17 protein-coding genes are annotated in these 21,795 nt (G+C 59.9%); 8 read left to right on the plus strand and 9 right to left on the minus strand.

Annotated features, from left to right (window positions below):
- Positions 1-55: 55 nt before the first annotated feature.
- Complete coding sequence (locus QZR14_RS13360; RefSeq protein ID WP_311996817.1) at positions 56-1,984, plus strand: transglycosylase SLT domain-containing protein; 1,929 nt, start codon at positions 56-58, stop codon at positions 1,982-1,984.
- A gap of 137 nt (positions 1,985-2,121) precedes the next feature.
- Here the strand turns inward: QZR14_RS13360 and QZR14_RS13365 are convergent, their stop codons facing one another.
- Positions 2,122-3,900: an ABC transporter transmembrane domain-containing protein gene (locus QZR14_RS13365; protein ID WP_311996818.1), complete on the minus strand. Its 1,779-nt coding sequence runs from the start codon at positions 3,898-3,900 to the stop codon at positions 2,122-2,124.
- Positions 3,901-4,156: 256 nt separating this feature from the next.
- On the opposite strand from QZR14_RS13365, the gene QZR14_RS13370 reads away from it, so the two are divergent.
- Entirely contained in the window at positions 4,157-4,336 is a 180-nt protein-coding gene (locus tag QZR14_RS13370) for a PA1571 family protein (protein WP_250606998.1), read from the plus strand.
- A gap of 183 nt (positions 4,337-4,519) precedes the next feature.
- Here the strand turns inward: QZR14_RS13370 and pdxB are convergent, their stop codons facing one another.
- Complete coding sequence (gene pdxB, locus QZR14_RS13375) at positions 4,520-5,662, minus strand: 4-phosphoerythronate dehydrogenase PdxB (protein WP_311996819.1); 1,143 nt, start codon at positions 5,660-5,662, stop codon at positions 4,520-4,522.
- 159 nt (positions 5,663-5,821) lie between these two features.
- Between pdxB and QZR14_RS13380 the strand changes: the two genes are divergently transcribed.
- Positions 5,822-7,231 carry an MATE family efflux transporter gene (locus QZR14_RS13380; RefSeq protein ID WP_250607000.1) on the plus strand — a complete coding sequence of 470 codons (1,410 nt, stop codon included), beginning with the start codon at positions 5,822-5,824 and terminating at the stop codon, positions 7,229-7,231.
- A 133-nt stretch (positions 7,232-7,364) separates the two neighbouring features.
- On the opposite strand, the gene tusA is transcribed toward QZR14_RS13380, so the two are convergent.
- The gene (gene tusA / locus QZR14_RS13385) at positions 7,365-7,616 is read right to left on the minus strand and encodes a sulfurtransferase TusA (protein ID WP_311996820.1); all 252 of its coding nucleotides are present in this window, start codon (positions 7,614-7,616) and stop codon (positions 7,365-7,367) included.
- 165 nt (positions 7,617-7,781) lie between these two features.
- Positions 7,782-8,855, minus strand: a complete 1,074-nt coding sequence (gene rlmM / locus QZR14_RS13390; protein ID WP_311996821.1) for a 23S rRNA (cytidine(2498)-2'-O)-methyltransferase RlmM — start codon at positions 8,853-8,855, stop codon at positions 7,782-7,784.
- Between the two features lie 222 nt (positions 8,856-9,077).
- On the opposite strand from rlmM, the gene acnA reads away from it, so the two are divergent.
- Entirely contained in the window at positions 9,078-11,819 is a 2,742-nt protein-coding gene (acnA, locus tag QZR14_RS13395; RefSeq protein WP_311996822.1) for an aconitate hydratase AcnA, read from the plus strand.
- Positions 11,820-12,228: 409 nt separating this feature from the next.
- Here acnA and QZR14_RS13400 read toward each other — a convergent pair whose 3' ends face one another.
- Entirely contained in the window at positions 12,229-12,717 is a 489-nt protein-coding gene (locus tag QZR14_RS13400) for an SRPBCC family protein (RefSeq protein WP_250607004.1), read from the minus strand.
- 196 nt (positions 12,718-12,913) lie between these two features.
- On the opposite strand from QZR14_RS13400, the gene QZR14_RS13405 reads away from it, so the two are divergent.
- Positions 12,914-13,834 (plus strand): ADP-ribosylglycohydrolase family protein, encoded by a 921-nt coding sequence (locus QZR14_RS13405; protein ID WP_311996823.1) that lies wholly within the window; start codon positions 12,914-12,916, stop codon positions 13,832-13,834.
- Positions 13,835-13,891: 57 nt separating this feature from the next.
- The gene (locus tag QZR14_RS13410) at positions 13,892-14,296 is read left to right on the plus strand and encodes a lysozyme inhibitor LprI family protein (protein WP_311996824.1); all 405 of its coding nucleotides are present in this window, start codon (positions 13,892-13,894) and stop codon (positions 14,294-14,296) included.
- 121 nt (positions 14,297-14,417) lie between these two features.
- Here QZR14_RS13410 and peaD read toward each other — a convergent pair whose 3' ends face one another.
- The 4 genes from peaD to peaA form a co-directional block, all read right to left on the minus strand.
- Complete coding sequence (peaD, locus tag QZR14_RS13415) at positions 14,418-15,536, minus strand: quinohemoprotein amine dehydrogenase subunit beta (RefSeq protein WP_311996825.1); 1,119 nt, start codon at positions 15,534-15,536, stop codon at positions 14,418-14,420.
- Between the two features lie 29 nt (positions 15,537-15,565).
- Positions 15,566-15,889, minus strand: a complete 324-nt coding sequence (gene qhpC / locus QZR14_RS13420; RefSeq protein ID WP_064117830.1) for a quinohemoprotein amine dehydrogenase subunit gamma — start codon at positions 15,887-15,889, stop codon at positions 15,566-15,568.
- A 1-nt stretch (position 15,890) separates the two neighbouring features.
- The gene (gene peaB / locus QZR14_RS13425) at positions 15,891-17,321 is read right to left on the minus strand and encodes a quinohemoprotein amine dehydrogenase maturation protein (protein ID WP_250607009.1); all 1,431 of its coding nucleotides are present in this window, start codon (positions 17,319-17,321) and stop codon (positions 15,891-15,893) included.
- Positions 17,322-17,403: 82 nt separating this feature from the next.
- The gene (gene peaA / locus QZR14_RS13430) at positions 17,404-18,984 is read right to left on the minus strand and encodes a quinohemoprotein amine dehydrogenase subunit alpha (protein ID WP_311996826.1); all 1,581 of its coding nucleotides are present in this window, start codon (positions 18,982-18,984) and stop codon (positions 17,404-17,406) included.
- Between the two features lie 369 nt (positions 18,985-19,353).
- On the opposite strand from peaA, the gene QZR14_RS13435 reads away from it, so the two are divergent.
- The gene (locus QZR14_RS13435; RefSeq protein ID WP_311996827.1) at positions 19,354-20,082 is read left to right on the plus strand and encodes a hypothetical protein; all 729 of its coding nucleotides are present in this window, start codon (positions 19,354-19,356) and stop codon (positions 20,080-20,082) included.
- A 217-nt stretch (positions 20,083-20,299) separates the two neighbouring features.
- Complete coding sequence (locus QZR14_RS13440) at positions 20,300-21,790, plus strand: aldehyde dehydrogenase family protein (RefSeq protein WP_311996828.1); 1,491 nt, start codon at positions 20,300-20,302, stop codon at positions 21,788-21,790.
- The last annotated feature ends 5 nt before the right edge of the window (positions 21,791-21,795 follow it).

Below are 21,795 nucleotides of genomic sequence, written 5' to 3' on the forward strand. Positions count from 1 at the left end.
AATTCAGTGCTGATTGATGTCGGCACTTGTCATGATTTCTCTGCCCGGATGTCTCATGCGCAGTCGCCTTTTCAGTGTCTTGTCCTGTTTGCTACTTACCGCCGCTGCCGCTCAATCCGCCCAGGCGGTGGACCTGTCCACCCAACGCCAGTATTACGATGAAGCCAAGCGCGCCCTGGCCAAAGGCGATACCGGCCCGTATTTCCGTTACAGCCAGGCCTTGGCCGATTACCCGCTGGAACCGTACCTGGCCTACGACGAACTCACCGCGCGGCTGAAAACCGCGAGCAACGCAGAAATCGAGAAGTTCCTCGCCGAACACGGTGACCTGCCCCAGGCCAACTGGATGAAACTGCGCTGGTTGCGTTGGCTCGCCGACCGTGGCGACTGGGCAACCTTCGTCAAATATTACGACCCGAAACTCAACTTCACCGAACTGGATTGCCTCAATGCGCAATACCAGATCACTCACGGAAAGAAAGCCGAGGGTTACGCCAACGCCGACAAGCTCTGGCTAACCGGAAAATCGCAACCTGCGGCATGTGACGCGCTGTTCGGCATCTGGGCCGCCGACGGCCAGCTCACCGAACAGAAACGCTGGGAGCGCACCAAACTCGCCGCTCAAGCACGCAATTACCCGCTGGCCAACAGTCTGGTCAACGGCCTGACCACCCTCGCCCCGCGCGGCCGTTTACTGGTGGATGTGGCACAGAAACCGGAGCTGCTCAATCAGCCTTCGCGCTTCTCCCCGGCCGATGAGCCGATGGCCGATGTGGTCAGCCTCGGCTTGCGCCGTCTGGCCCGTCAGGATCCGGACAAGGCCATGGCGTTGCTCGACGGTTATGCCAGCAGCATGCATTTCTCCCGCGATGAAAAAGTCGCGATTGCCCGGGAAATCGGTCTGACCCTCGCTCGGCGTTTCGACAGCCGCGCGCTGGACGTGATGACCAAGTACGACCCGGAGTTGCGCGACAACACCGTCTCGGAATGGCGTTTGCGCCTATTGCTGCGCCTCGCTCGCTGGGACGACGCATACGAACTGACCAAGCGTCTCCCGCAAGACCTGGCCAGCACCAACCGCTGGCGCTACTGGCAGGCGCGTAGCCTTGAACTGGCCCAGCCGCAGAACCCGCAAGCGCAAACCCTGTACAAAAACCTGGCGCGGGAACGGGACTTCTACGGTTTCCTCGCCGCCGACCGCTCGCAGTCGCCCTACTCGCTCAACAACAAGCCATTGGTGCTGAGCCAGGCGCTGATCAACAAAGTGCGCAACACGCCGGGCGTGCGCCGTGCGCTGGAATTCCATGCCCGTGGGCAGATCGTCGACGGTCGCCGCGAGTGGTATCACGTCAGCCGCCATTTCAATCGCGATGAAATGGTTGCCCAGGCCAAACTCGCTTACGACCTGAAATGGTACTTCCCGGCCATTCGCACCATCAGTCAGGCGCAGTACTGGGACGATCTGGATATCCGCTTCCCGATGGCCCATCGCGATACGCTCGTGCGTGAAGCCAAGGTGCGTGGCCTGCATTCGAGCTGGGTGTTTGCCATTACTCGCCAGGAAAGTGCCTTCATGGACGACGCCCGCTCCGGCGTCGGCGCCAGTGGCCTGATGCAATTGATGCCCGGCACCGCCAAGGAAACCGCACGCAAGTTCAGCATCCCGCTGGCTTCACCGCAGCAGGTGCTCGATCCGGACAAGAACATCCAGCTCGGCGCCGCTTACCTGAGCCAGGTGCACAGCCAGTTCAACGGCAACCGCGTTCTCGCCTCCGCCGCCTACAACGCCGGCCCGGGGCGCGTGCGTCAATGGCTGCGTGGCGCCGATCACTTGAGCTTCGACGTCTGGGTGGAAAGCATCCCGTTCGATGAAACCCGTCAGTATGTGCAGAACGTGTTGTCGTACTCGGTGATCTATGGCCAGAAGCTCAACTCGCCACAGCCGCTGGTGGATTGGCATGAGCGGTATTTTGATGATCAGTAACCGGTAACGCCGGTTAAGTAGGAGCTGCCGAAGGTTCGGGCCGCGTTCGGACGATCTTTTGATTCTGATTCAAACAAAAATGCCCGCATTTTCATGCGGGCATTTTTACATCAAAAGATCGCAGCCTCCGGCAGCTCCTACACAGCCACCGCGTGACCATCATTGAACTGCAACGCCGCCAGCCGCGCATACAGCGGATTGCTGGCAATCAGTTCCTGATGGGTACCGATAGCCACAAGCTTGCCCTGATCCATCACCGCAATCCGGTCAGCGTTTTTAACTGTGGCCAGTCGATGCGCGATCACCAGCGTGGTGCGGTTCTGCATCAGGCTCGGCAGCGCTTCCTGAATCAGATGCTCACTCTGCGCATCAAGGGCACTGGTGGCTTCGTCCAGCAGCAGGATCGGCGCGTCGACCAGCAACGCCCGGGCGATCGCCAGACGTTGACGCTGACCACCGGAAAGACCGAGACCACCGTCGCCGAGATGGGTCTGGTAACCGTTGGGCATTTTTTCGATGAAGTCGTGGGCGTGAGCAATTTTTGCCGCGTCCTTGACTTGCGCAAGCGTCGCCCCCGGATTGCCGTAACGAATATTCTCTTCAACACTGCCGAAAAACAGCGCCGGCGATTGTGATACCAGAGCAAAGTGACGGCGCAGGTCCAGCGGATCGAGGCTGGTCAACGGCACGCCATCAATCAGGATCTGCCCTTCCAGCGGGTCATAAAAGCGCAACAGCAAGTCATACACCGTGGACTTGCCGGCACCGGACGGCCCCACCAGCGCCAGCGTCTCGCCGGCGCGAATGGTCAGATTCAAGCCATTGACCGCGTAGCTTTCAGGACGCGAGGGGTAGGAAAAGCGCACGTCCTGCAATTGCAATTCTCCTCGCACGCGCTCAGGCAGAGTCACAAGTCCCGTGATGGGCGGCTGGATGATATTTTCCGAACCCAACAATTCAGCGATCCGCTCGGCGGCCCCGGCCGCGCGCTGCAGTTCGCCAATCACTTCGCTCAAGGTGCCAATGGCACTGCCGACGATCAGGCTGTAAAAGACAAACGCCGCCAGTTCGCCCCCGGTGATGCGCCCGGCGATCACGTCCATGCCACCGACCCACAACATCACCGCCACCGCGCCGAGTACCAGCACGATCACCATGGTGATCATCCACGAACGCTGAAAGATGCGTTTGCGCGCGGTGTCGAACGCGTCCTCGACCGTTGTCGCGAAACGCCGCTCATCCTGGACCTGGTGGTTGTAGGCCTGCACGGTTTTGATCTGGCCGAGGGTTTCCGACACGTAGCTACCGATATCGGCGACCCGATCCTGGCTCAGCCGTGACAGATTGCGCACGCGCCGGCCGAAAATCAGGATCGGCGCGACCACGAACGGCAAGGCAATCACCACGATGCTGGTGAGTTTGGCATTGGTGACAAACAGCAGGATGACACCGCCAATCACCATCAACAGGTTGCGCAGGAACATCGACAGCGACGAGCCGATCACCGATTGCAGCAGCGTCGTGTCGGCGGTCAGCCGCGACTGGATCTCCGAGCTGCGGTTGTTCTCATAGAAGCCGGGATGCAGATAAACCAGATGGTTGAACACCTCACGGCGGATGTCGGCCACGCAACGCTCGCCGATCCACGACACCCAGTAGAACCGGGCAAACGTACCGACCGCCAGCCCCAGCACCATCAGCATGAAGATGCCGATGCTCTGGTTGAGCTGATGCGGCGACTGAGTCATGAAGCCCCGGTCGACCAACAGCTTGATCCCCTGCCCCATCGACAACGTGACGGCGGCGGTGACGATCAACGCCAGCAGCGCAGCGATCACTTGCCAGCGGTAAGGGGCCAGAAATCGACTGGTCAGACGCAGCGCGCGACGGTGTCGTGAAGAAAGCTTCGGGGTCATTCAGGTACACATCCGTGTTGATGAAAGGGCTAGCGTAAACCTTCTTTGGGGTGGAACTCTGTAAATCACAATGAGTCAGGTTAAATATGCCCCCAAAGACTAGGCCATAGTTGCTATCGGTCTAACGTCAAGGTTGAGACGAACGGTCATTTCTGTTGGACTGGAATGGCCGCTCATGACGGATCGAAAGGCGCTGTCACAGCCTGGTCACGTGGCGGTTTTAATCTGGGTAAACAACCTGATGAGGAGACAGGCCATGTCCTTGCAACACCGCAGCGAAGACAAGATTGAAGTGATCCGCACCAAGCCCGGCCAACCTCTGGGTTGCTCGATTATCGATAAGGATGGGCGTGAAGTACCGATCACTGAAGACATGATCCAGGACGCGTGCCGCGAGCTGGACAAGCGATTGGTCAAGCCTGCCGAACAAAAGTGATATAGCCACCGTCTTCCTGACCCGGCCCCTTTGGGCGGGTTTTTTCTGCCTAAACAATTAAAATTCGTGTTGAAACAATCGCTGGCAAGCCAGCTCCCACAAAATTTTCGTCGTACTCAAAACTTGAGTACACCCGAGAAACCTGTGGGAGCTGGCTTGCCAGCGATGAATCCATCTCGGTCTCTAAACAGCCACCGCCCCGAGTGCAGCCACAGTCTGCCGCAACGCCGGCGACTCCCCTTCAATCCGCACCTTCAACCCTTCAATCTCGCGCCGCACCGGATACTGCTTGCGCAACACATCGAACGCCGCGCGCTGCTCACCGACATTACCTACAAGGCTGCGGCGAAAATCCGCATCATCACGGCGCGGGTCGTACACGCCACGGCACAACATCGCCAGCGCCCAGGCCGGATCGCTGTCGCCATCCAAGGTCACTTGCGACACCCACGGCGCAGGCAGCAGCTCACTGAGTTGAATGCTGGCTGGCTGGCCGATGAATGCGCAGTAAGCCTGATAAATCTGCGCCGTTCCGCGCTGTTTACCGTCAAGGCTGTAACCGGCAATGTGCGGGGTGGCCAGCACGCAGAGCTCGGCCAGTGCCACGTCAACCTCGGGCTCGGCCTCCCAGACATCGAGAACGGCCTGCAGGTCGTCACGCTCCAGCAGCACTTCGCGCAGCGCGGCGTTATCCACCACCGGACCACGCGCCGCGTTGATCAGCCATGCACCAGGCTTGAGTTGCTGCAAACGCTGCTGATCGAACAGATGCCAGGTCGCACCAGCGCCGCTGCGTGTCAGCGGTGTGTGCAAACTGATCACGTCACATTGCTCGATGATTTGCTCGAGGCTCACGTAATCGCCGCCCTCGGCAGCCTGACGCGGCGGATCGCAGACTTTGACGTTCCAGCCCAGCCCTTTCAGAACCTCGATCAGGCGCCCCCCCACCTCACCGGCGCCGACAACACCGTAGGTCCGCTGAGTGAGATCGACACCTTCGATTTCGGCGAGGGTCATCAGGCTGCCCAACACATAATCGACCACGCCCCGGGCATTGCAGCCGGGCGCACTCGACCAGGTGATGCCGGCCTCATTGAAGTAGTCGAGATCCAGATGATCGGTGCCGATCGTGCAGGTACCGACAAAGCGCACCTTGCTGCCCTCAAGCAACGCGCGGTTGACGTTGGTCACCGAACGCACGAGTAATACATCGGCCTGCTCGACCGTCGCACGGTCGATGGAACGGCCCGACACCCGGCGGATCTCGCCGAAACCGGCAAAAAAGGCATCGAGCAGGGGGATATTTTCGTCGGCAACAATCAGCATGGCGGGCTCCTTTGGCGGATCGGCAGTTTAGGTGCAGATCGGTCGCCGGGCCAGCAAGCTTTGCGCTTACAAATCCGCAACAGAGGATTTTTCCTGACCAAGGCGTCAGCGGCGTAGAATGCGGCGCCTTGCGCATCAACACCTGTGGACGTTTTGCCCGTGAATTCTGTAACTGATCAACCTGTCGCCGTCTCCCTCACCCGCCCCGCGCGGATTCGCCTGGAGTTCAAGAACCTGCTCGCTTTGGCGTTGCCGATCATCATCGCGCAACTGGCGACCACGGCCATGGGCTTCGTCGATGCGGTGATGGCTGGTCGCGTCGGGCCAAAGGATCTGGCAGCCGTGGCACTGGGCAACTCGATCTGGGTGCCGGTGTTTCTGCTGATGACCGGCACCCTGCTGGCAACTACGCCGAAAGTCGCCCAGCGTTTTGGCGCCGGGACCCACAGTGAGATCGGCCCGCTCGTACGGCAGGCGCTGTGGCTGGCACTGGTGGTCGGACTGATCGCGACGGCAATGCTGATGGCCGCCGAACCGGTGCTGCACCTGATGAAAGTCGATCCCGAGCTGATCGGCCCATGCATGCAGTACCTGCACGGTATCGCCAGCGGTCTGCCGGCGGTGGCGTTCTATCACGTGCTGCGCTGCACCAGTGACGGCATCGGCCGTACCCGCCCGGCCATGGTGCTGGGCCTGTGCGGTCTGGCGCTGAACATACCGCTGAACTACATCTTCATCTATGGCCACTTCGGTGTGCCGGCGATGGGCGGCGTCGGTTGCGGTTGGGCCACGGCCATCGTGATGTGGGTGATGGCACTGGGGCTGGCCGGTTATGAGCGTTGGGCTCCGGCTTATCGTTCGAGCGAGATTTTCAGCCGTTTCGACTGGCCGCAATGGGCAGTGATCAAGCGTCTGCTGGCGATTGGTCTGCCGATCGGCATCGCGGTGTTTGCCGAGTCGAGCATTTTTGCCGTGATCGCGCTGTTGATCGGCAGCCTCGGCGCCACCGTAGTGGCCGGGCACCAGATTGCGCTCAACGTCAGCTCGCTGGTGTTCATGATTCCCTACTCGCTGGGCATGGCCGTTACCGTACGCGTCGGTCAGGCACTGGGCCGTGAAGAACCGCGCGAGGCACGATTTGCTGCGGGCGTCGGCATGGGCACCGCGCTGGCCTACGCCTGCCTGTCGGCGAGCATGATGCTGATGCTGCGTGAGCCGATTGCGGCGATCTACACCGCTGACCCGACGGTGATTCACATCGCGGCGATGCTGATTGTGTACTCGGCGCTGTTCCAGTTTTCCGACGCGATTCAGGTAACCGCTGCCGGCGCACTGCGCGGTTATCAGGACACGCGGGTGACCATGATCCTGACCCTGTTCGCCTACTGGGGCATTGGTTTGCCGGTGGGTTATGCCCTCGGCCTGACTGACTGGCTCGGTGAACCACGTGGCCCGAGCGGCTTGTGGCAGGGGCTGATCGTTGGCCTGAGCTGTGCGGCACTGATGCTGTCGATCCGACTGACGCGCAGTGCGCGCAAGCGTATTCGGATCAGTCGCTCGGCGGGTTGAGCCTTTACGCAAGACAAAAAAATGTGGGAGCGAGCCTGCTCGCGAATGCGGTGAATCAGTCGCCACAATAGTGACTGAGATACCGCATTCGCGAGCAGGCTCGCTCCCACATTTGTTTTGGGTGTAGCCGCTGTTATGCGTGTTTCTTGCGGATCCAGTACAGGTAAGTACCGGCCTCTTCGTGCTGGCTCACCAGTTCATGGTCGAGAAACACGCAGAATTTGGGGATATCGCGTTTGGTCGACGGGTCGGTGGCGATCACTTTGAGCAGGTCGCCAGGCGCCAGGTCACGGATGTGCTGGTGCAGCATCATCACCGGCTCCGGGCAATTGAGGCCGGTGGCGTCGAGGGTGCCGTCGACCGGGGTATCGATCATTTCACTCATGATTCACTCCTGAAACTGGCCGGCATTGTCGCGCATTGCCGGGTATTCGGTCATCTGTGGCGTTACGCCACACCCTGTGTAGGAGCTGCCGCAGGCTGCGATCTTTGCTTTTCAAGATCAAAAGATCGCAGCCTGCGGCAGCTCCTACAGGGGTTTTGAGTTGTGTCAGCGGGATTTTGGCTTCTTGGTGTCGTGACGACGCAAATGGCAGGTCACTTCTTCGCGGTCGTGATACAGCTGTTTGCAGCCGATATCGACCTTGATCCCGCGTGCCTTGAAACCATCGGCAATGCGTTCGAGCAAACGCTTCACTTCGGCATAGCGCTGCTTCATCGGCAATTTCAGGTTGACCACCGCCTCGCGGCAATGCCCTTCGCCGATCCACTCCTCCAGCATCGCGGCATTGCGCGCCGGTTTCTCGACGATGTCGCAGACCATCCAGTCCACCGGTTGCTTGGGCTTGAAGGTGAAACCGTCGGCCATCAAATGCTGGACCAGCCCGGTGTCCATAAGGCTTTCGGCCATCGGGCCGTTGTCGATGGCGGTCACCAGCATGCCGCGATTGACCAGTTGCCAGGTCCAGCCACCCGGCGCGGCGCCGAGGTCAACGCCGGTCATGTCGCTGTGCAGACGATCTTCCCACTGATCACGCGGGATAAAGTGGTGCCAGGCCTCTTCCAGCTTCAGAGTGGAACGGCTTGGCGCCTCACGCGGGAACTTCAGGCGCGGAATGCCCATTGGCCACATCGCCGAGTTACCGGCATCGGCCATCCCCAGAAACACTTCACGACCGCTCTTGAAGGTCAGCAGCAGGCGCGGCTTGTTCGCATCATCCACCAGTTTGCCGGCGCCGATCAGAGCCTTGCGCAGCGGGCCTTCGAATTTCTTGCAGAAGTTCGACAGTTCTTTGCCGTCGTTGGTGTCGACGACTTCCAGCCACAGGCTGCCGCACACCGGGAATTCGGCCATGTGCGCGAGGATCACGCTGATGCGGTCGGTTTCCGGCAGATCGATGAAAACCCCGCGCGCCCACTGGCGCGGGAAGATCAGCTCGGCGAAACGCTGACCGCGCATCAGGCGCTCGGCGCCATCCTCTTCGGTGCAGACAAACTCGGCATAGGCAGCGGCCGCTTTGGCCTTGGCGTAGCCGGCCACGTTGAGTTGGGCGGCGAGGTCGGAAATCTCCGAACAGACTTCGCCTTCGAAGCCGGGCCGGCAATGCATGAATAGGGTGTTCATTCTTACTCCTGGGCAGCGGGCGATCATTCGGCCCCTGCGCGATGCTCAGGCCTTGCATTGCAGCAAAGCCTGTCACGAAAACCGGCGCATGATAGCCGATGTCGGAACCTTGGTTCCGCTCATAGAGTCCAGTTATTAGCCAGCTAATGAAAACAGGGCTACGTTGTTAGCTCTGCCCGTCCCCACAATCCGTAGCCGTGCGGATTCAAAGGAGTGATTGTAATGCCGTCCCTCGATAGCCTGAAAACGCTCAAAACCCTGCAAATCGACGACAAGATCTACCACTATTTCAGTTTGCCGGATGCCGCCAAAAGTCTGGGCGACCTCGACAAGCTGCCCATGTCGCTGAAAGTCCTGCTGGAAAACCTGCTGCGCTGGGAAGATGAAAAAACCGTCACCGGTGCCGACCTCAAGGCGATTGCTGCGTGGCTCAAGGAACGCCGCTCCGACCGCGAAATTCAGTACCGCCCTGCCCGGGTATTGATGCAGGACTTCACCGGCGTGCCCGCCGTGGTCGACCTTGCCGCCATGCGTGCGGCGATGGCCAAGGCCGGTGGCGATCCGCAGCGCATCAATCCGTTGTCACCGGTGGATCTGGTCATCGACCACTCGGTGATGGTCGACAAGTTCGCCACCGCCAGCGCGTTCGAGCAGAACGTCGACATCGAAATGCAGCGCAATGGCGAGCGTTACGCCTTCCTGCGTTGGGGCCAGAGCGCTTTCGACAATTTCAGCGTGGTGCCGCCAGGCACTGGCATCTGCCACCAGGTCAACCTCGAATACCTCGGCCGCACCGTGTGGACCAAGGATGAGGACGGCCGCACTTACGCATTCCCCGACACGCTGGTCGGCACCGATTCGCACACCACCATGATTAATGGCCTCGGCGTACTCGGCTGGGGCGTCGGCGGGATCGAAGCGGAAGCGGCGATGCTCGGGCAACCGGTGTCGATGCTGATTCCGGAAGTGATCGGTTTCAAGCTGACCGGCAAACTCAAGGAAGGCATTACCGCCACCGACCTGGTGCTGACCGTCACGCAGATGCTGCGCAAGAAAGGCGTGGTCGGCAAATTCGTCGAGTTCTACGGTGATGGTCTCGCCGACTTGCCGCTGGCCGACCGCGCAACCATCGCCAACATGGCCCCGGAATATGGCGCGACGTGCGGCTTCTTCCCGGTCGATGACGTGACGCTGGAATATTTGCGCCTGTCCGGGCGGCCACCGGAAGTGGTGAAACTGGTCGAGGCCTACACCAAGGCTCAGGGCCTGTGGCGCCTGCCAGGCCAGGAACCGGTGTTCACCGACAGCCTCGCGTTGGACATGGGCAGCGTCGAAGCGAGTCTGGCTGGACCAAAACGCCCGCAGGACCGCGTGTCGCTGCCGAATGTCGCACAGGCGTTCAGTGACTTCATGGATCTGCAATTCAAACCCACCAGCAAAGAAGAAGGACGCCTGGAAAGTGAGGGCGGTGGCGGCGTCGCGGTAGGCAATGCCGATCTGGTCGGTGAGACCGAATATGAATATGAAGGCCACACTTATCGCCTGAAAAACGGCGCCGTGGTCATCGCCGCGATCACGTCCTGCACCAACACCTCGAACCCGAGCGTGATGATGGCCGCCGGCCTGCTGGCGAAAAAAGCCGTGGAGAAAGGCCTGACCCGCAAACCGTGGGTGAAAAGCTCGCTGGCACCGGGTTCGAAAGTGGTCACCGATTACTACAAGGCTGCGGGGCTGACGCAATACCTCGATCAGCTCGGCTTTTCCCTGGTCGGTTATGGCTGCACCACTTGCATCGGCAACTCCGGGCCGTTGCCGGAGCCGATCGAGAAAGCCATCCAGAAAGCCGACCTGACCGTGGCCTCGGTGCTGTCCGGCAACCGCAACTTCGAAGGCCGCGTGCACCCGTTAGTGAAAACCAACTGGCTGGCCTCACCGCCGCTGGTGGTCGCCTATGCCCTGGCCGGCAGCGTGCGCAGCGACATCAGCAGCGAACCGCTGGGCGAGGATCAGCAAGGCAATCCGGTCTATCTGCGCGATATCTGGCCTTCGAGTAAAGAGATCGCCGACGCGGTGAGTCAGGTCAACACGGCGATGTTCCACAAGGAATACGCCGAAGTGTTCGCCGGTGATGAGCAGTGGCAGGCGATCGAGGTGCCGCAAGCGGCAACGTATGTGTGGCAGGACGATTCGACCTACATTCAGCATCCGCCGTTTTTCGATGACATTTCCGGCCCGCTGCCAGAAGTCAAAGATGTCAAAGGTGCACGGGTGCTTGCCCTGCTCGGTGATTCGGTGACCACCGACCACATCTCCCCTGCCGGCAACATCAAGGCTGACAGCCCGGCCGGGCGTTATCTGCGTGAAAAAGGCGTGGAGCCACGGGACTTCAACTCTTACGGCTCACGTCGCGGCAACCATGAAGTGATGATGCGCGGCACCTTCGCCAACATCCGTATCCGCAACGAGATGCTCGGCGGTGAAGAAGGTGGCAACACGATTTATATTCCGACCGGCGAGAAACTGGCGATCTACGACGCGGCAATGAAGTATCAGGCCTCGGGCACGCCGCTGGTGGTGATTGCCGGGCAAGAATACGGCACCGGTTCCAGCCGTGACTGGGCGGCCAAGGGCACCAATCTGCTGGGGGTCAAAGCGGTGATCGCGGAAAGCTTCGAGCGGATTCACCGTTCCAACCTGGTGGGCATGGGTGTGCTGCCGCTGCAGTTCAAGCTTGATCAGAACCGCAAGAGCCTGAACCTGACCGGCAAGGAAACGTTTGAGATTCTGGGCCTGACCGGGGTCGAGCTGACACCGCGGATGAATCTGCCGCTGGTGATTACCCGTGAGGACGGACGCCAGGAAAGGATCGAGGTGCTGTGCCGGATCGACACGTTGAATGAGGTGGAGTACTTCAAGTCGGGCGGGATTCTGCATTACGTCCTGCGCCAGTTGATCGCCTCGTAACGCACAAACCAATGTAGGAGCTGCCGCAGGCTGCGATCTTTTGATCTTGCTGTTAAAAGCCAAAGTCAAAAGATCGCGGCCTGCGGCAGCTCCTACATACGGACGAAAAAAAACCCGCCGAAGCGGGTTTTTCCCAAGACCATTATCGACTCCCTGTCGGCAGCGATCCTTGCAAATGGTCGATCATCCTTGATCCTGAAACACTCCCTGTGTCTCAGTTGATGTGTGTAGATTACGCAGTGGATCCAATCGGAAATAGTCGTAAAAGCTACCAGTGCGTGTAAGACATTCGCCATAGCAACCCTTCCGAAAACCCCTAGTCGTGTCAGGCATCAAGCATGGACCGCGATCGGCACTTGCCGCACGGCCCCGCACCAGTGCCCAACGCTCGGGCCGGGGCTGAAAACTGTCAGCCACCGTGACGCTCGCGAGCCTTGGCACTTTCGACAAGAAACTGTTCGAGTCGGCTCAACTGCTCTTCCCAGCCACGACTGTCCATGTAATACGCTTCTTTCTGGCGGGTGTCGGGAATGTGCGCGAAACCCGATTCAGACACCTTGAGCAACGTGCCCTCCTCGAAATCCTGCAGCTCGAACCTGACCAGCGTGGTCGGTTCCTGCGAATAGTCGATCTGCGGATTGACCGCATACGGATGCCAGCGAAACGAAAACAACTGTTGCGGCTCGACCCGCTCGATCAGCACATTCCACAACACGTGTTCATAACCCGGATACGTGACCTGCCCCTGCGTCCATTCACCGGCAATAAACCGCCGCCCTTCCAGCGCCACCCCAAACCACTGGCCAAACGCCTCGGCATCGACCAATGCACGCCAGACATGCGAACGCGGCGCCTTGAGCGTGATCTTGCGTTCGAAACTGTTGGGTACTGGTTTCATACGTCACCTCCTGTTCTGAACACTAGGCCTGTATGACCACATGTCCAATGTGAAGTTGTATCAGAGCGGTGCAGTTATTGATCTGAAAGGAAACATCCCGCTGCATTTTTCTGACCGGCAATGCGATGGATCCAGCCCGCTGCGGGCGGCGAAACTGTTACCTTTTCCAGCGAATTTGAATCAACAAGGACGAATCATGCAGCCATCCCTCGCCGAACGTTATCGTGGCACCCTGCTCGGTCTGGCGTGCGGCGACGCCGTCGGTACTACGGTTGAGTTCAAACCACGGGGATCATTCCAACCGATGACCGATATGGTCGGTGGCGGCCCGTTCCATCTCAAGCCCGGGCAGTGGACCGATGACACCTCAATGGCGCTGTGTCTGGCGCAGAGCCTGCTGAACAAGAATGGATTCAATGCGGCCGACCAGATGGGCCGTTACCTCAACTGGTGGCAGTGGGGTTATCTCAGTTCGATCGGTGAGTGTTTCGATATCGGCATGACCGTCAGTCAGGCACTGACGCAGTATCAACAAACCGCTGAGCCCTTCGCTGGCTCTACCGATCCTTATAGCGCCGGCAACGGTTCGCTGATGCGCCTGGCTCCGGTGGTGCTGTTTTACTTTCCAGACGCCCGGCAGGTCCACACGTTTGCCGGCGACAGTTCGCGCACCACCCACGCTGCCCCTGAAGCCATCGAGTGCTGCCAATTGCTGGCGGGCCTGATCGTCAGGGCACTTGAAGGCGTATCCAAAGCAGAATTGCGCCAGCTGACCTCGGCCAATCTCTCGCAACCCAAAGTCGCAGCCATTGCCCGTGGCGATTACCTCGAAAAATCCGAAATGGACATCAAAGGCAGCGGTTACAGCGTGCAGTCGCTGGAGGCAGCACTTTGGTGCTTTCAGCGCACGGACAGCTTCGAAGCAGCCATACTGCGCGCCGCTAACCTGGGCGATGACGCCGACACTACCGCCGCGATCACCGGCCAGTTGGCTGGCGCGTACTACGGTGTGCGGGGCATTCCTGCGCACTGGCTGGAAATGCTGCACGACGGTGAAGAGATTGCGGCGACCGCCGACCGTTTGCTTGAGGCTTCCCGGATGCGTCCACCTGAATAAGCGCGATGCAGCCGCTACACTGCTCGGCACTTACTTTCGATACAGCGAGATTTGATCATGTCCCCACGTCGTCTTCTGGCCCTGACGCCCTTTCTGTTCGCCCCCATCGCCCACGCCGCCGTCGACTGCGCCAACGCCAGTGATCAGGCGACGATGAATCAGTGCGCCGGGCAGGATTTCAAAGCAGCAGACAAAGAACTGAACACGGTGTATCAGCAGATCACCGCTCGCTTGAAGGACAATCCGGAGGGCAAGAAGCTGTTGGTCGGTGCGCAACGAGCGTGGATCGCGTTTCGCGATGCCGAGTGCAAGTTTTCGGCGTCGGGGGTATCAGGCGGGAGTGTTTATCCGTTGATTTACAGCAATTGCCTGACCAGCGTGACCAAGGTGCGGGTTGCGGCGCTGAAGGAGTACTTGAAGTGCGAGGAAGGTGACATGAGTTGCCCGGTGCCCGGGGCCTGAGTGCTTTATTGGTTTCAAGGGCCAAATCGCTAGCAGGCTAGCTCCCACGTTGGTCTTGTGGCATTCACAAATCGTGTGGGAGCTAGCCTGCTAACGATGGCGTCAGCCCGGTCGCTGCGACTTACCGGACAAAAATCTGCGCCGTGGTAATCGCCATATCCCCCCCAGGCAACTTGATGCTACCCGTCTGCTGCATCGTCTCGGCATCAAAAATCGCCACGTCATTGAACGTCCCGGCCAGGTAGATCTTGCTGCCGTCCTTGTTGAAGGAAATGCAGTAGTAGGAATGCTCCAGCGTCGCCGCCTGAATCAGCTTTTTCTGCTTGATGTCGTACTTGGCCAAACGGTTGAGCACCCCGAACATCAGGTTCGGATCCTTCGGCGAACGCATGCCGCTGAAGTAGATCTCGGTCAGCGGGCCGAAGTCGGTGGTTTCGGTCTTGCCGGTTTTCAAATCGATGCTGAACAGTCCGTACAGATACTCGGCGGTCGCCGGGTCCTGCTTCTTGTCCTTGAATTTCGCCGTGGTGTAGAGCAGCGAGAAGTCATGGCGGTAGGTCTGCTGATTCCATACATACAGCACGTCCGGCGCGCTGTAATTCGCGCGTTTCCAGTGGCGACTGGGAATCAGCACATCGAACTTGCCGCTCTGCACATCAACCTTGTACACATCAGCGCCGGCCACGTAGAGCGTGCCATCGTCGCCGCTCTGCATGATGGTCAACTGCCGCGGCGCCGGAAAACTGCGCACCGGTTTGGCGTTCATCCCGGCATCCGTGGCATAGACATCCAGACGCGGCTGTTTAACCTCGTAGCGATCGTTGAGCATCTGCGTCGGGTTGGCGATGGTGTACAGCTCCTTGCCATCGTGGCTGACGGTAAAGGCAAACATCGACCGCGCCTTCTCCCCCGGCTGCTGAGTAATGCTGGCGTGGAACACCTGTTTGCAGCTGTCCAGCTCGACACCATAAACGTCAGCGTAATGATTGTTCAGCACGTAGGCGGTCTTGCGATCCGGTGACAATTGCACGGTGCCGGGGCCAAAGGCGTCGGGCATCTTGCAGGTCTTGTACAGGCTGTCGGTGGCCAGATCGAGGACGTGCAGGTTGTTCGGATAATTGGTGGTCACCATGTACTCGTGACCGTCTTGCAGCGCGGTGTTTTCATCGGCCAGAACACTGAACGAACAGACGTTCAGCGCGGCAAACGCGGCCAGGCCGCAGGCTTTGATGCTGTGCATGCTGGAATCCTTCTTCGTGTCCGGGACGATCACTTGTCTTTCGGGAAGACCGTGCCGAGGTTGCGCCAGTTGTCGTTGGACGCCTGGGCATCCTTGTTCCAGTCCGGGTAGGTGCTCATCATGTCCGGCACCTGCGCCGGCCACCAGCACGGGTCGGAGCAACCGTAAAGGTCAGCCTCCATCGGCTGGCACAGCGACGACACCCCGCCGAACGCATCGATTTCCCAACCCGGATCGGTGGTCGAGGCACAGCCCGCCACCGAACTCATCGCCACCACCTCTTCGATGCGGTTTTCCTCCGCGGCCTGATCGAGCTTCAACGCTTTGTTATTGATTGCCTTGAGATGTTTCATATCAGTGAGCCTTGCGCGGGGTGATGTAGCTGCTGATGAACGCAGGGTTATTGGCCATGATCCGGGTGTAGACCTCAATGCCGAAGTCGACCCAGTCACGCATCAGTTCGCAATAGTGATAAGTGGGGTGCGCCGGGTCGCCGTAGCGCGCGTAGCTCTCGTGGTAACAGCCGCCGGAGCACAGATTGCGGATCTGGCAGTCGTGACAACCGGTGTTCGTGCGATCCAGGCGCTGGGACAGAAAGTCGTTGAGTTCGACTTGCTTCACGCCGCTGTGCACGTTGCCAAACGTCGGCAAGGATGAGCCGGTGAAGCGGTGGCACAAGTTCAGTTCGCCCTTGTGATCAACCGCCAGCATCTTCAGCCCGGCGCCACACGGCAGAGCTTTTTTGTGGCCCTCGTGGATGTCGGTGATCAACTGGTGCAGGTTGGAGAAACCGATGTTGCGGTGCTCCAGCGCGGCCTCCAGATAACGCCGACCGAGGCGTTTCATGCTGGCGAAGACTTCAATCAGTTCTTCGCTGCTGAGGTTGAAACTGCTGATATCGCCCGAAGTCACCGGGGCGAATCCGACCTCGGCAAATCCCAGCTCATTGAACAGGTGATCCCAAATGGTTTCGACGTCGGTGACGCCAGTGGTCAGCGTCACGCGAGCGCCGACCGGACGGCTGTTGTAACGCGACAGCAGCATCTCGGCCTTGCGCCGGACCACGTCGTAAGTGCCCTGCCCGCCCACGGTGATGCGGTTGCGGTCATGCACGGTTTTCGGCCCGTCGATGCTCACCGACAGCCCGAAACGGTGGGCGTTGAGGTAGTCGACGGTGTCTTCCGTAAGCAGCGTGGCGTTGGTGGTCATGACGAATTCGACGAACTTGCCGGCCTCGGCAAAGCGCTTCTCGCAGTAGTCGACCATGTACTCGATCAGCTTGCGGTTGCTCAGCGGTTCGCCACCGAAAAACACCACGGTGAAGCGCTCTTCATCCGGCGATTCACGCAGGAGCATTTCCACCGAAGCGATCGCGGTTTCAACGTCCATCTTCTTGCCGGCCGATGGCTTGTCGAGGTCTTCCTTGTAGCAATACGTGCAGCTCAGGTTGCAGCCGGTGTTGACGTTGAGCACCACGGTATTGATGGCGGTGCGCTCGACACGTTTGACCGCGATGTCCGGGGTCAGTGGCGAGCCGTCGCTGACCAGTTCCAGCGAGATCAGCTCGCGCAGGGTCTCGTTGATCTCCTCGCCGTTGAACCGCGCGGCGAGGCGTTCAATCAGGTCTTCCGAGGAGCAGCCAGGGCCGCGCAACGTATCAATGATGGTGCCGGTCAGCTCATCGCTGGCAAACAGCGAACTGCTGGGGATATGGAACAGCATGCGGTCGGCGTCGACGTGCACTTCGTGCAGATTGCGTTCGACCAGATTCAAGATAGCGCCCATTGCAAACCTCCTGTGCAGGCCCCGTTGGGCGGGGCTTGCGGTCATTCCGAAAAGTGTCTGAAGCGTGTGCGTTCAAAACAACTCAGGGAATGGGTGGATTGTTCCAGCGTTGTACGGTGACGATCAGATGGCCTTCGCCGGTGAGGGATTGCCCGGCATCGTCGACGGCGGCAATCACCTTGAGGTTGCCGGCATTATTGGTGGACATTTTGCGCGCCGGATTCGGCCCGGCATCGCCCGGGGTGAACACGCCGGCGTCGGCCTGCATGGTGCCGGCGAACTTGACGTCTTCATCTTCCTTGGCGCGGTCGTCGAAGGCTTCCACCTTCCACTGCGCCGGGAACACGCCGATGCGATACGGCTTGCCATCGGCGCCCTTGCCCCAGGCTTCAGCGTCGAAACGGCCCTGGACTTTCGGCGTCGAACCACCGCCCTCGCCGATCCGCGCCACGGAGAATTCCGGCACCACTTTGACCGAAGCTATCTTGCTGTACACCGACAGGCTCGGGCCCTTGAGCGCACCGACGCTGACGGCGCGCAGGCCCGGTTGAGCGTTGGCGGCGGCTTTGACTTTGACCTTGATGCGTTCGGCGTTCTGCTCGAGCACCTGGACGACTTCGACGCCTTTACCGAAGCTCGGTTTACCGCTGAGACCGCTGCCAATCAGGGTCACTTCGGTTTCGCTGCCGGCCTTCACGTAACCCGGCTGCACAGCGAGCAAACGTTGCGAGCCTTGTTTGGCGGCAACGAAATCGAGACCGCGCTCATCATGTTCGGCCTCGAACATCCGCCCTTGCATCGCGTTGCCCTGCGCGGCGAACACCTGGCGCATGGTCACGCCATCGACAGTCACATTGCCACGCCATTCGTAACCGCTGTAGAGGATTGCGCTGCCGTCGCCATTGAACGCGCTGCCGTCGGCGTATTGGCCTTTGACGCTGACCTTGAAGGTGTCATTGCCGTCAGCGGTCACGCTCATCACGCCGGCCAGTTCTCCCTTGCCCGGCAAGTGACCGCTGAAGCTCCAGTCGCCCACCAGCGCTTCGGCTTTTGGCGCGGTTTTCAGCCATTGCTGCCACGCCGGGTTGTCCAGCGGATAACGCTTGGCGAGCAACGGCACCATTTCTTTGCGGGCGATATCGAACCAGTCGCGATCGCGCGCCAAGGCCTGATACTCCAGCGACGGCCATTGGCCGAGGTGGAAGTTGACCAAGCGTTCCCATTCCTGCGCCGGACGCCGTTGCAGCGCGACCCGCGCACCGGAGTGGCAGCGGCCGCACATCTGGCTGGTCTTCTCGTCGAACTGCTCGACCGTGTTCAAGCGGCGTTCCAGCGCATAGCGCACGCCATCGGTTTCGCTCGGTGCCAGGCCCTGGGTGTCGGCCAGGTATTTAACCAGCGTGCGACGGTCATCATCGCTGATCTGCAGGCCGTGCATGACCTGCATGCGGGCGATGCTCATCAGCCAGCCTTCCGGGGTCTTGCGCTGGTGGCTGATGCGGCTCAGGGCGTTATCGGCCTCGGGGGTGTGACAGCCCTGACAGGTTTCTTTCAGGATGGTCTGGGCGTCGCGGGCAGCCAGGCTGTGCGGCGAATGCAGGGCCACACACGCGGCCACGGCCAGCAGGCTGGCGCTCATGCCTGATCGGAGTCTTCTCTTCATCAACGTCGAACCTCGCACGGTGCTTTCTTATTGTTGTCGCTTATCGTTTTTATGGTTTCTGCCGTCGGCGCTGTTGCACAGACGGAGGCAAGAGAAACGTCTGCGATGAGCAATACACGGAGCGTGCCAGCTTGTTGAGAGGCTTTTCAATCAAGCACTTACCAGTCAATCACGCCGCTACGTGGCCGTTTGAACGGGTGACAGGCGTCCAATTTCGCGACAGTTGTAGCAGTGTGAGACAAGCATGGATGCCTGTACTGGCGAGCATTTTCCCGACACATCAAGTTACGTCTAATCAAAGACAACAACTTAAGCAAGGCCAGCGCCCGCCGATAAATGGCTTACCACCAACGATCAAGGAATGACGACATGGCGATCACTTTAAATCCCGGTTTTACCCAGCCGTCAGCCGCAGAGCTGAACAAAACCGCGAACCCCCTGACGATGGAATCGCTCAGCGCAGACCTCAAGAACAATGCGGTCAACATCAATCCGGCGGTGGTTTACCACCCAAGCGGTGATGTCCCGACCATCAGCCCGAACACGGAAGTGATCTCGGGCTGGATCGGCCGCCCTCAGGCCGCTGACTTCGCGCAAGTGGCCGCACGGCACGCAGAAGCGAACAACTCGCTGAAACTGACGTTCGAGAGCTTCAAAGCGAGCTTGAGCGACAGTTTTCCGGAGCTCGCCGACAAGAAATTTGGCTTTACCATTGAAGCCGATGGCAACCTCAAGGTGCTGAACACTGCCAATGAGCTGAGCGCTGCCGACATGGATAAGCTGAACACTCTGCTCAATGACTCGGACGCATTGAAAGCCGCCGCGAGCGGTTACCGCGACGCCTCCATCGAACTGGTCGCGGCCGATTCCGGTTCGGGCGGCAGCCATTTGGGCAAGTACAACCTGACCAAAGACAACTTCGCCAGCACCATTGACCTGGCGGCGCTGTTTGTACCCAAGGGCAACACCATCAGTGCTGAAGCCATCGACGGCTATTTCTCCCATCAGTTATGGCGTAAAGGTCAGTTGGGGACGCCTGAAACAGATGCTGCCATCGTAGCCGCACGCGATGCCAAGCGAATCGATGAGAAGGTCTGACTCTCGGTAGCAAGGCCCTTGAAAAAGCCTTGGCCGTATCATTGGCCAAGGCTGTTGCGGATGTCTCAACCGCCGTCGCGATTTGCGACAAACCTTCGCGTGATGCCTGTCCCGGTAACCCTGCAAACCCCGCTAACCCGGCGCCACGCGGCCGCGCCGGACAGTTGGCACAGCCATTGCGAAAGTCTCGTTCTCACGAACAACAAGAGGCTTTGCCATGTCCCTCCCCTATCTGCTCCCCGCCACCTCCGAGTTCATTCAGCGCGCACCGCGCATGCTGATTGGTGGCGATTGGGTCGAGGCCGCCGACGGCCAGACCATGCCCCTGCATAACCCGGCCACCGGTGAAGTGCTGTGCGTGGTACCCCGCGCCACGCCGGACGATGTCGACCGTGCGGTACTCGCCGCACGACAGGCCTTCGACGACTCCGCCTGGAGCCGCACGCGCCCGCGCGAACGGCAGAACCTGTTGTGGAAACTCGCTGACCTGATGCAGCGCGACGCCGAACTGCTGGCGCAACTGGAATGCCTGAACAACGGCAAGAGCGCGGCAGTGGCGCAGGTGATGGACGTGCAACTGGCGATCGATTTTCTGCGCTACATGGCCGGTTGGGCGACCAAAATCGAAGGCGCCAGTGTCGAAGTGTCGCTGCCGCTGATGCCGAATGATCAGTTCCACAGTTTCATCCGTCGCGAGGCGGTCGGCGTAGTCGGCGCGATCGTCGCGTGGAACTTCCCGCTGCTGCTGGCCTGCTGGAAACTCGGCCCGGCACTGGCCACCGGTTGCACCGTAGTGCTCAAACCTGCCGATGAAACCCCACTGACCGCGCTGAAACTGGCGGAACTGGTGCTGGAAGCGGGATACCCCGAAGGCGTGTTCAACGTCGTCACCGGCACCGGCATCACCGCCGGTTCAGCACTGACGCACAATCCGTTGGTCGACAAACTGACCTTCACTGGCTCCACCGCCGTCGGCAAACAGATCGGCAAAATCGCCATGGATTCGATGACCCGCGTCACTCTTGAGCTGGGCGGCAAATCGCCGACCATCGTCATGGCCGACGCCGACCTGAAAAGCGCCGCAACGGGCGCGGCCAGTGCGATTTTCTTCAACCAGGGACAGGTCTGTTGTGCCGGTTCCAGGCTGTATGTGCAGCGTAAGCATTTCGACAATGTGGTGGCCGATATCAGTGCCATCGCCAACGCGATGAAGATGGGCAACGGCCTCGATCCAAGCGTGGAGATGGGCCCGCTGATTTCCGCGCGCCAGCAGGAGCGCGTGTACAACTACATCGAAATGGGCCGGGAAAGTGGTGCGACCATCGCCTGTGGTGGCGAGCAATTCGGGCCGGGCTTCTTCGTCAAACCGACGGTGATTGTGGATGTCGATCAACAGCATTCGCTGGTGCAGGAGGAGATCTTCGGCCCGGTGCTGGTGGCGATTCCATTTGATGACGAAGCCGATGCGTTGCGCATGGCCAACGACAGTCCCTACGGCTTGGGCGCGAGCATCTGGTCGAATGATCTGGCGGCGGTGCACCGGATGATCCCGCGGATCAAATCGGGGTCGGTGTGGGTCAACTGCCACAGCGCACTGGACCCGGCGCTGCCGTTTGGCGGCTACAAGATGTCCGGGGTTGGGCGGGAAATGGGCTATGCGGCGATTGAGCATTACACCGAACTGAAGTCGGTGTTGATCAAACTGTAAAAGCT

It is taken from the genome of Pseudomonas sp. rhizo66 (assembly GCF_031931925.1).
Classification (GTDB): Bacteria; Pseudomonadota; Gammaproteobacteria; order Pseudomonadales; family Pseudomonadaceae; genus Aquipseudomonas.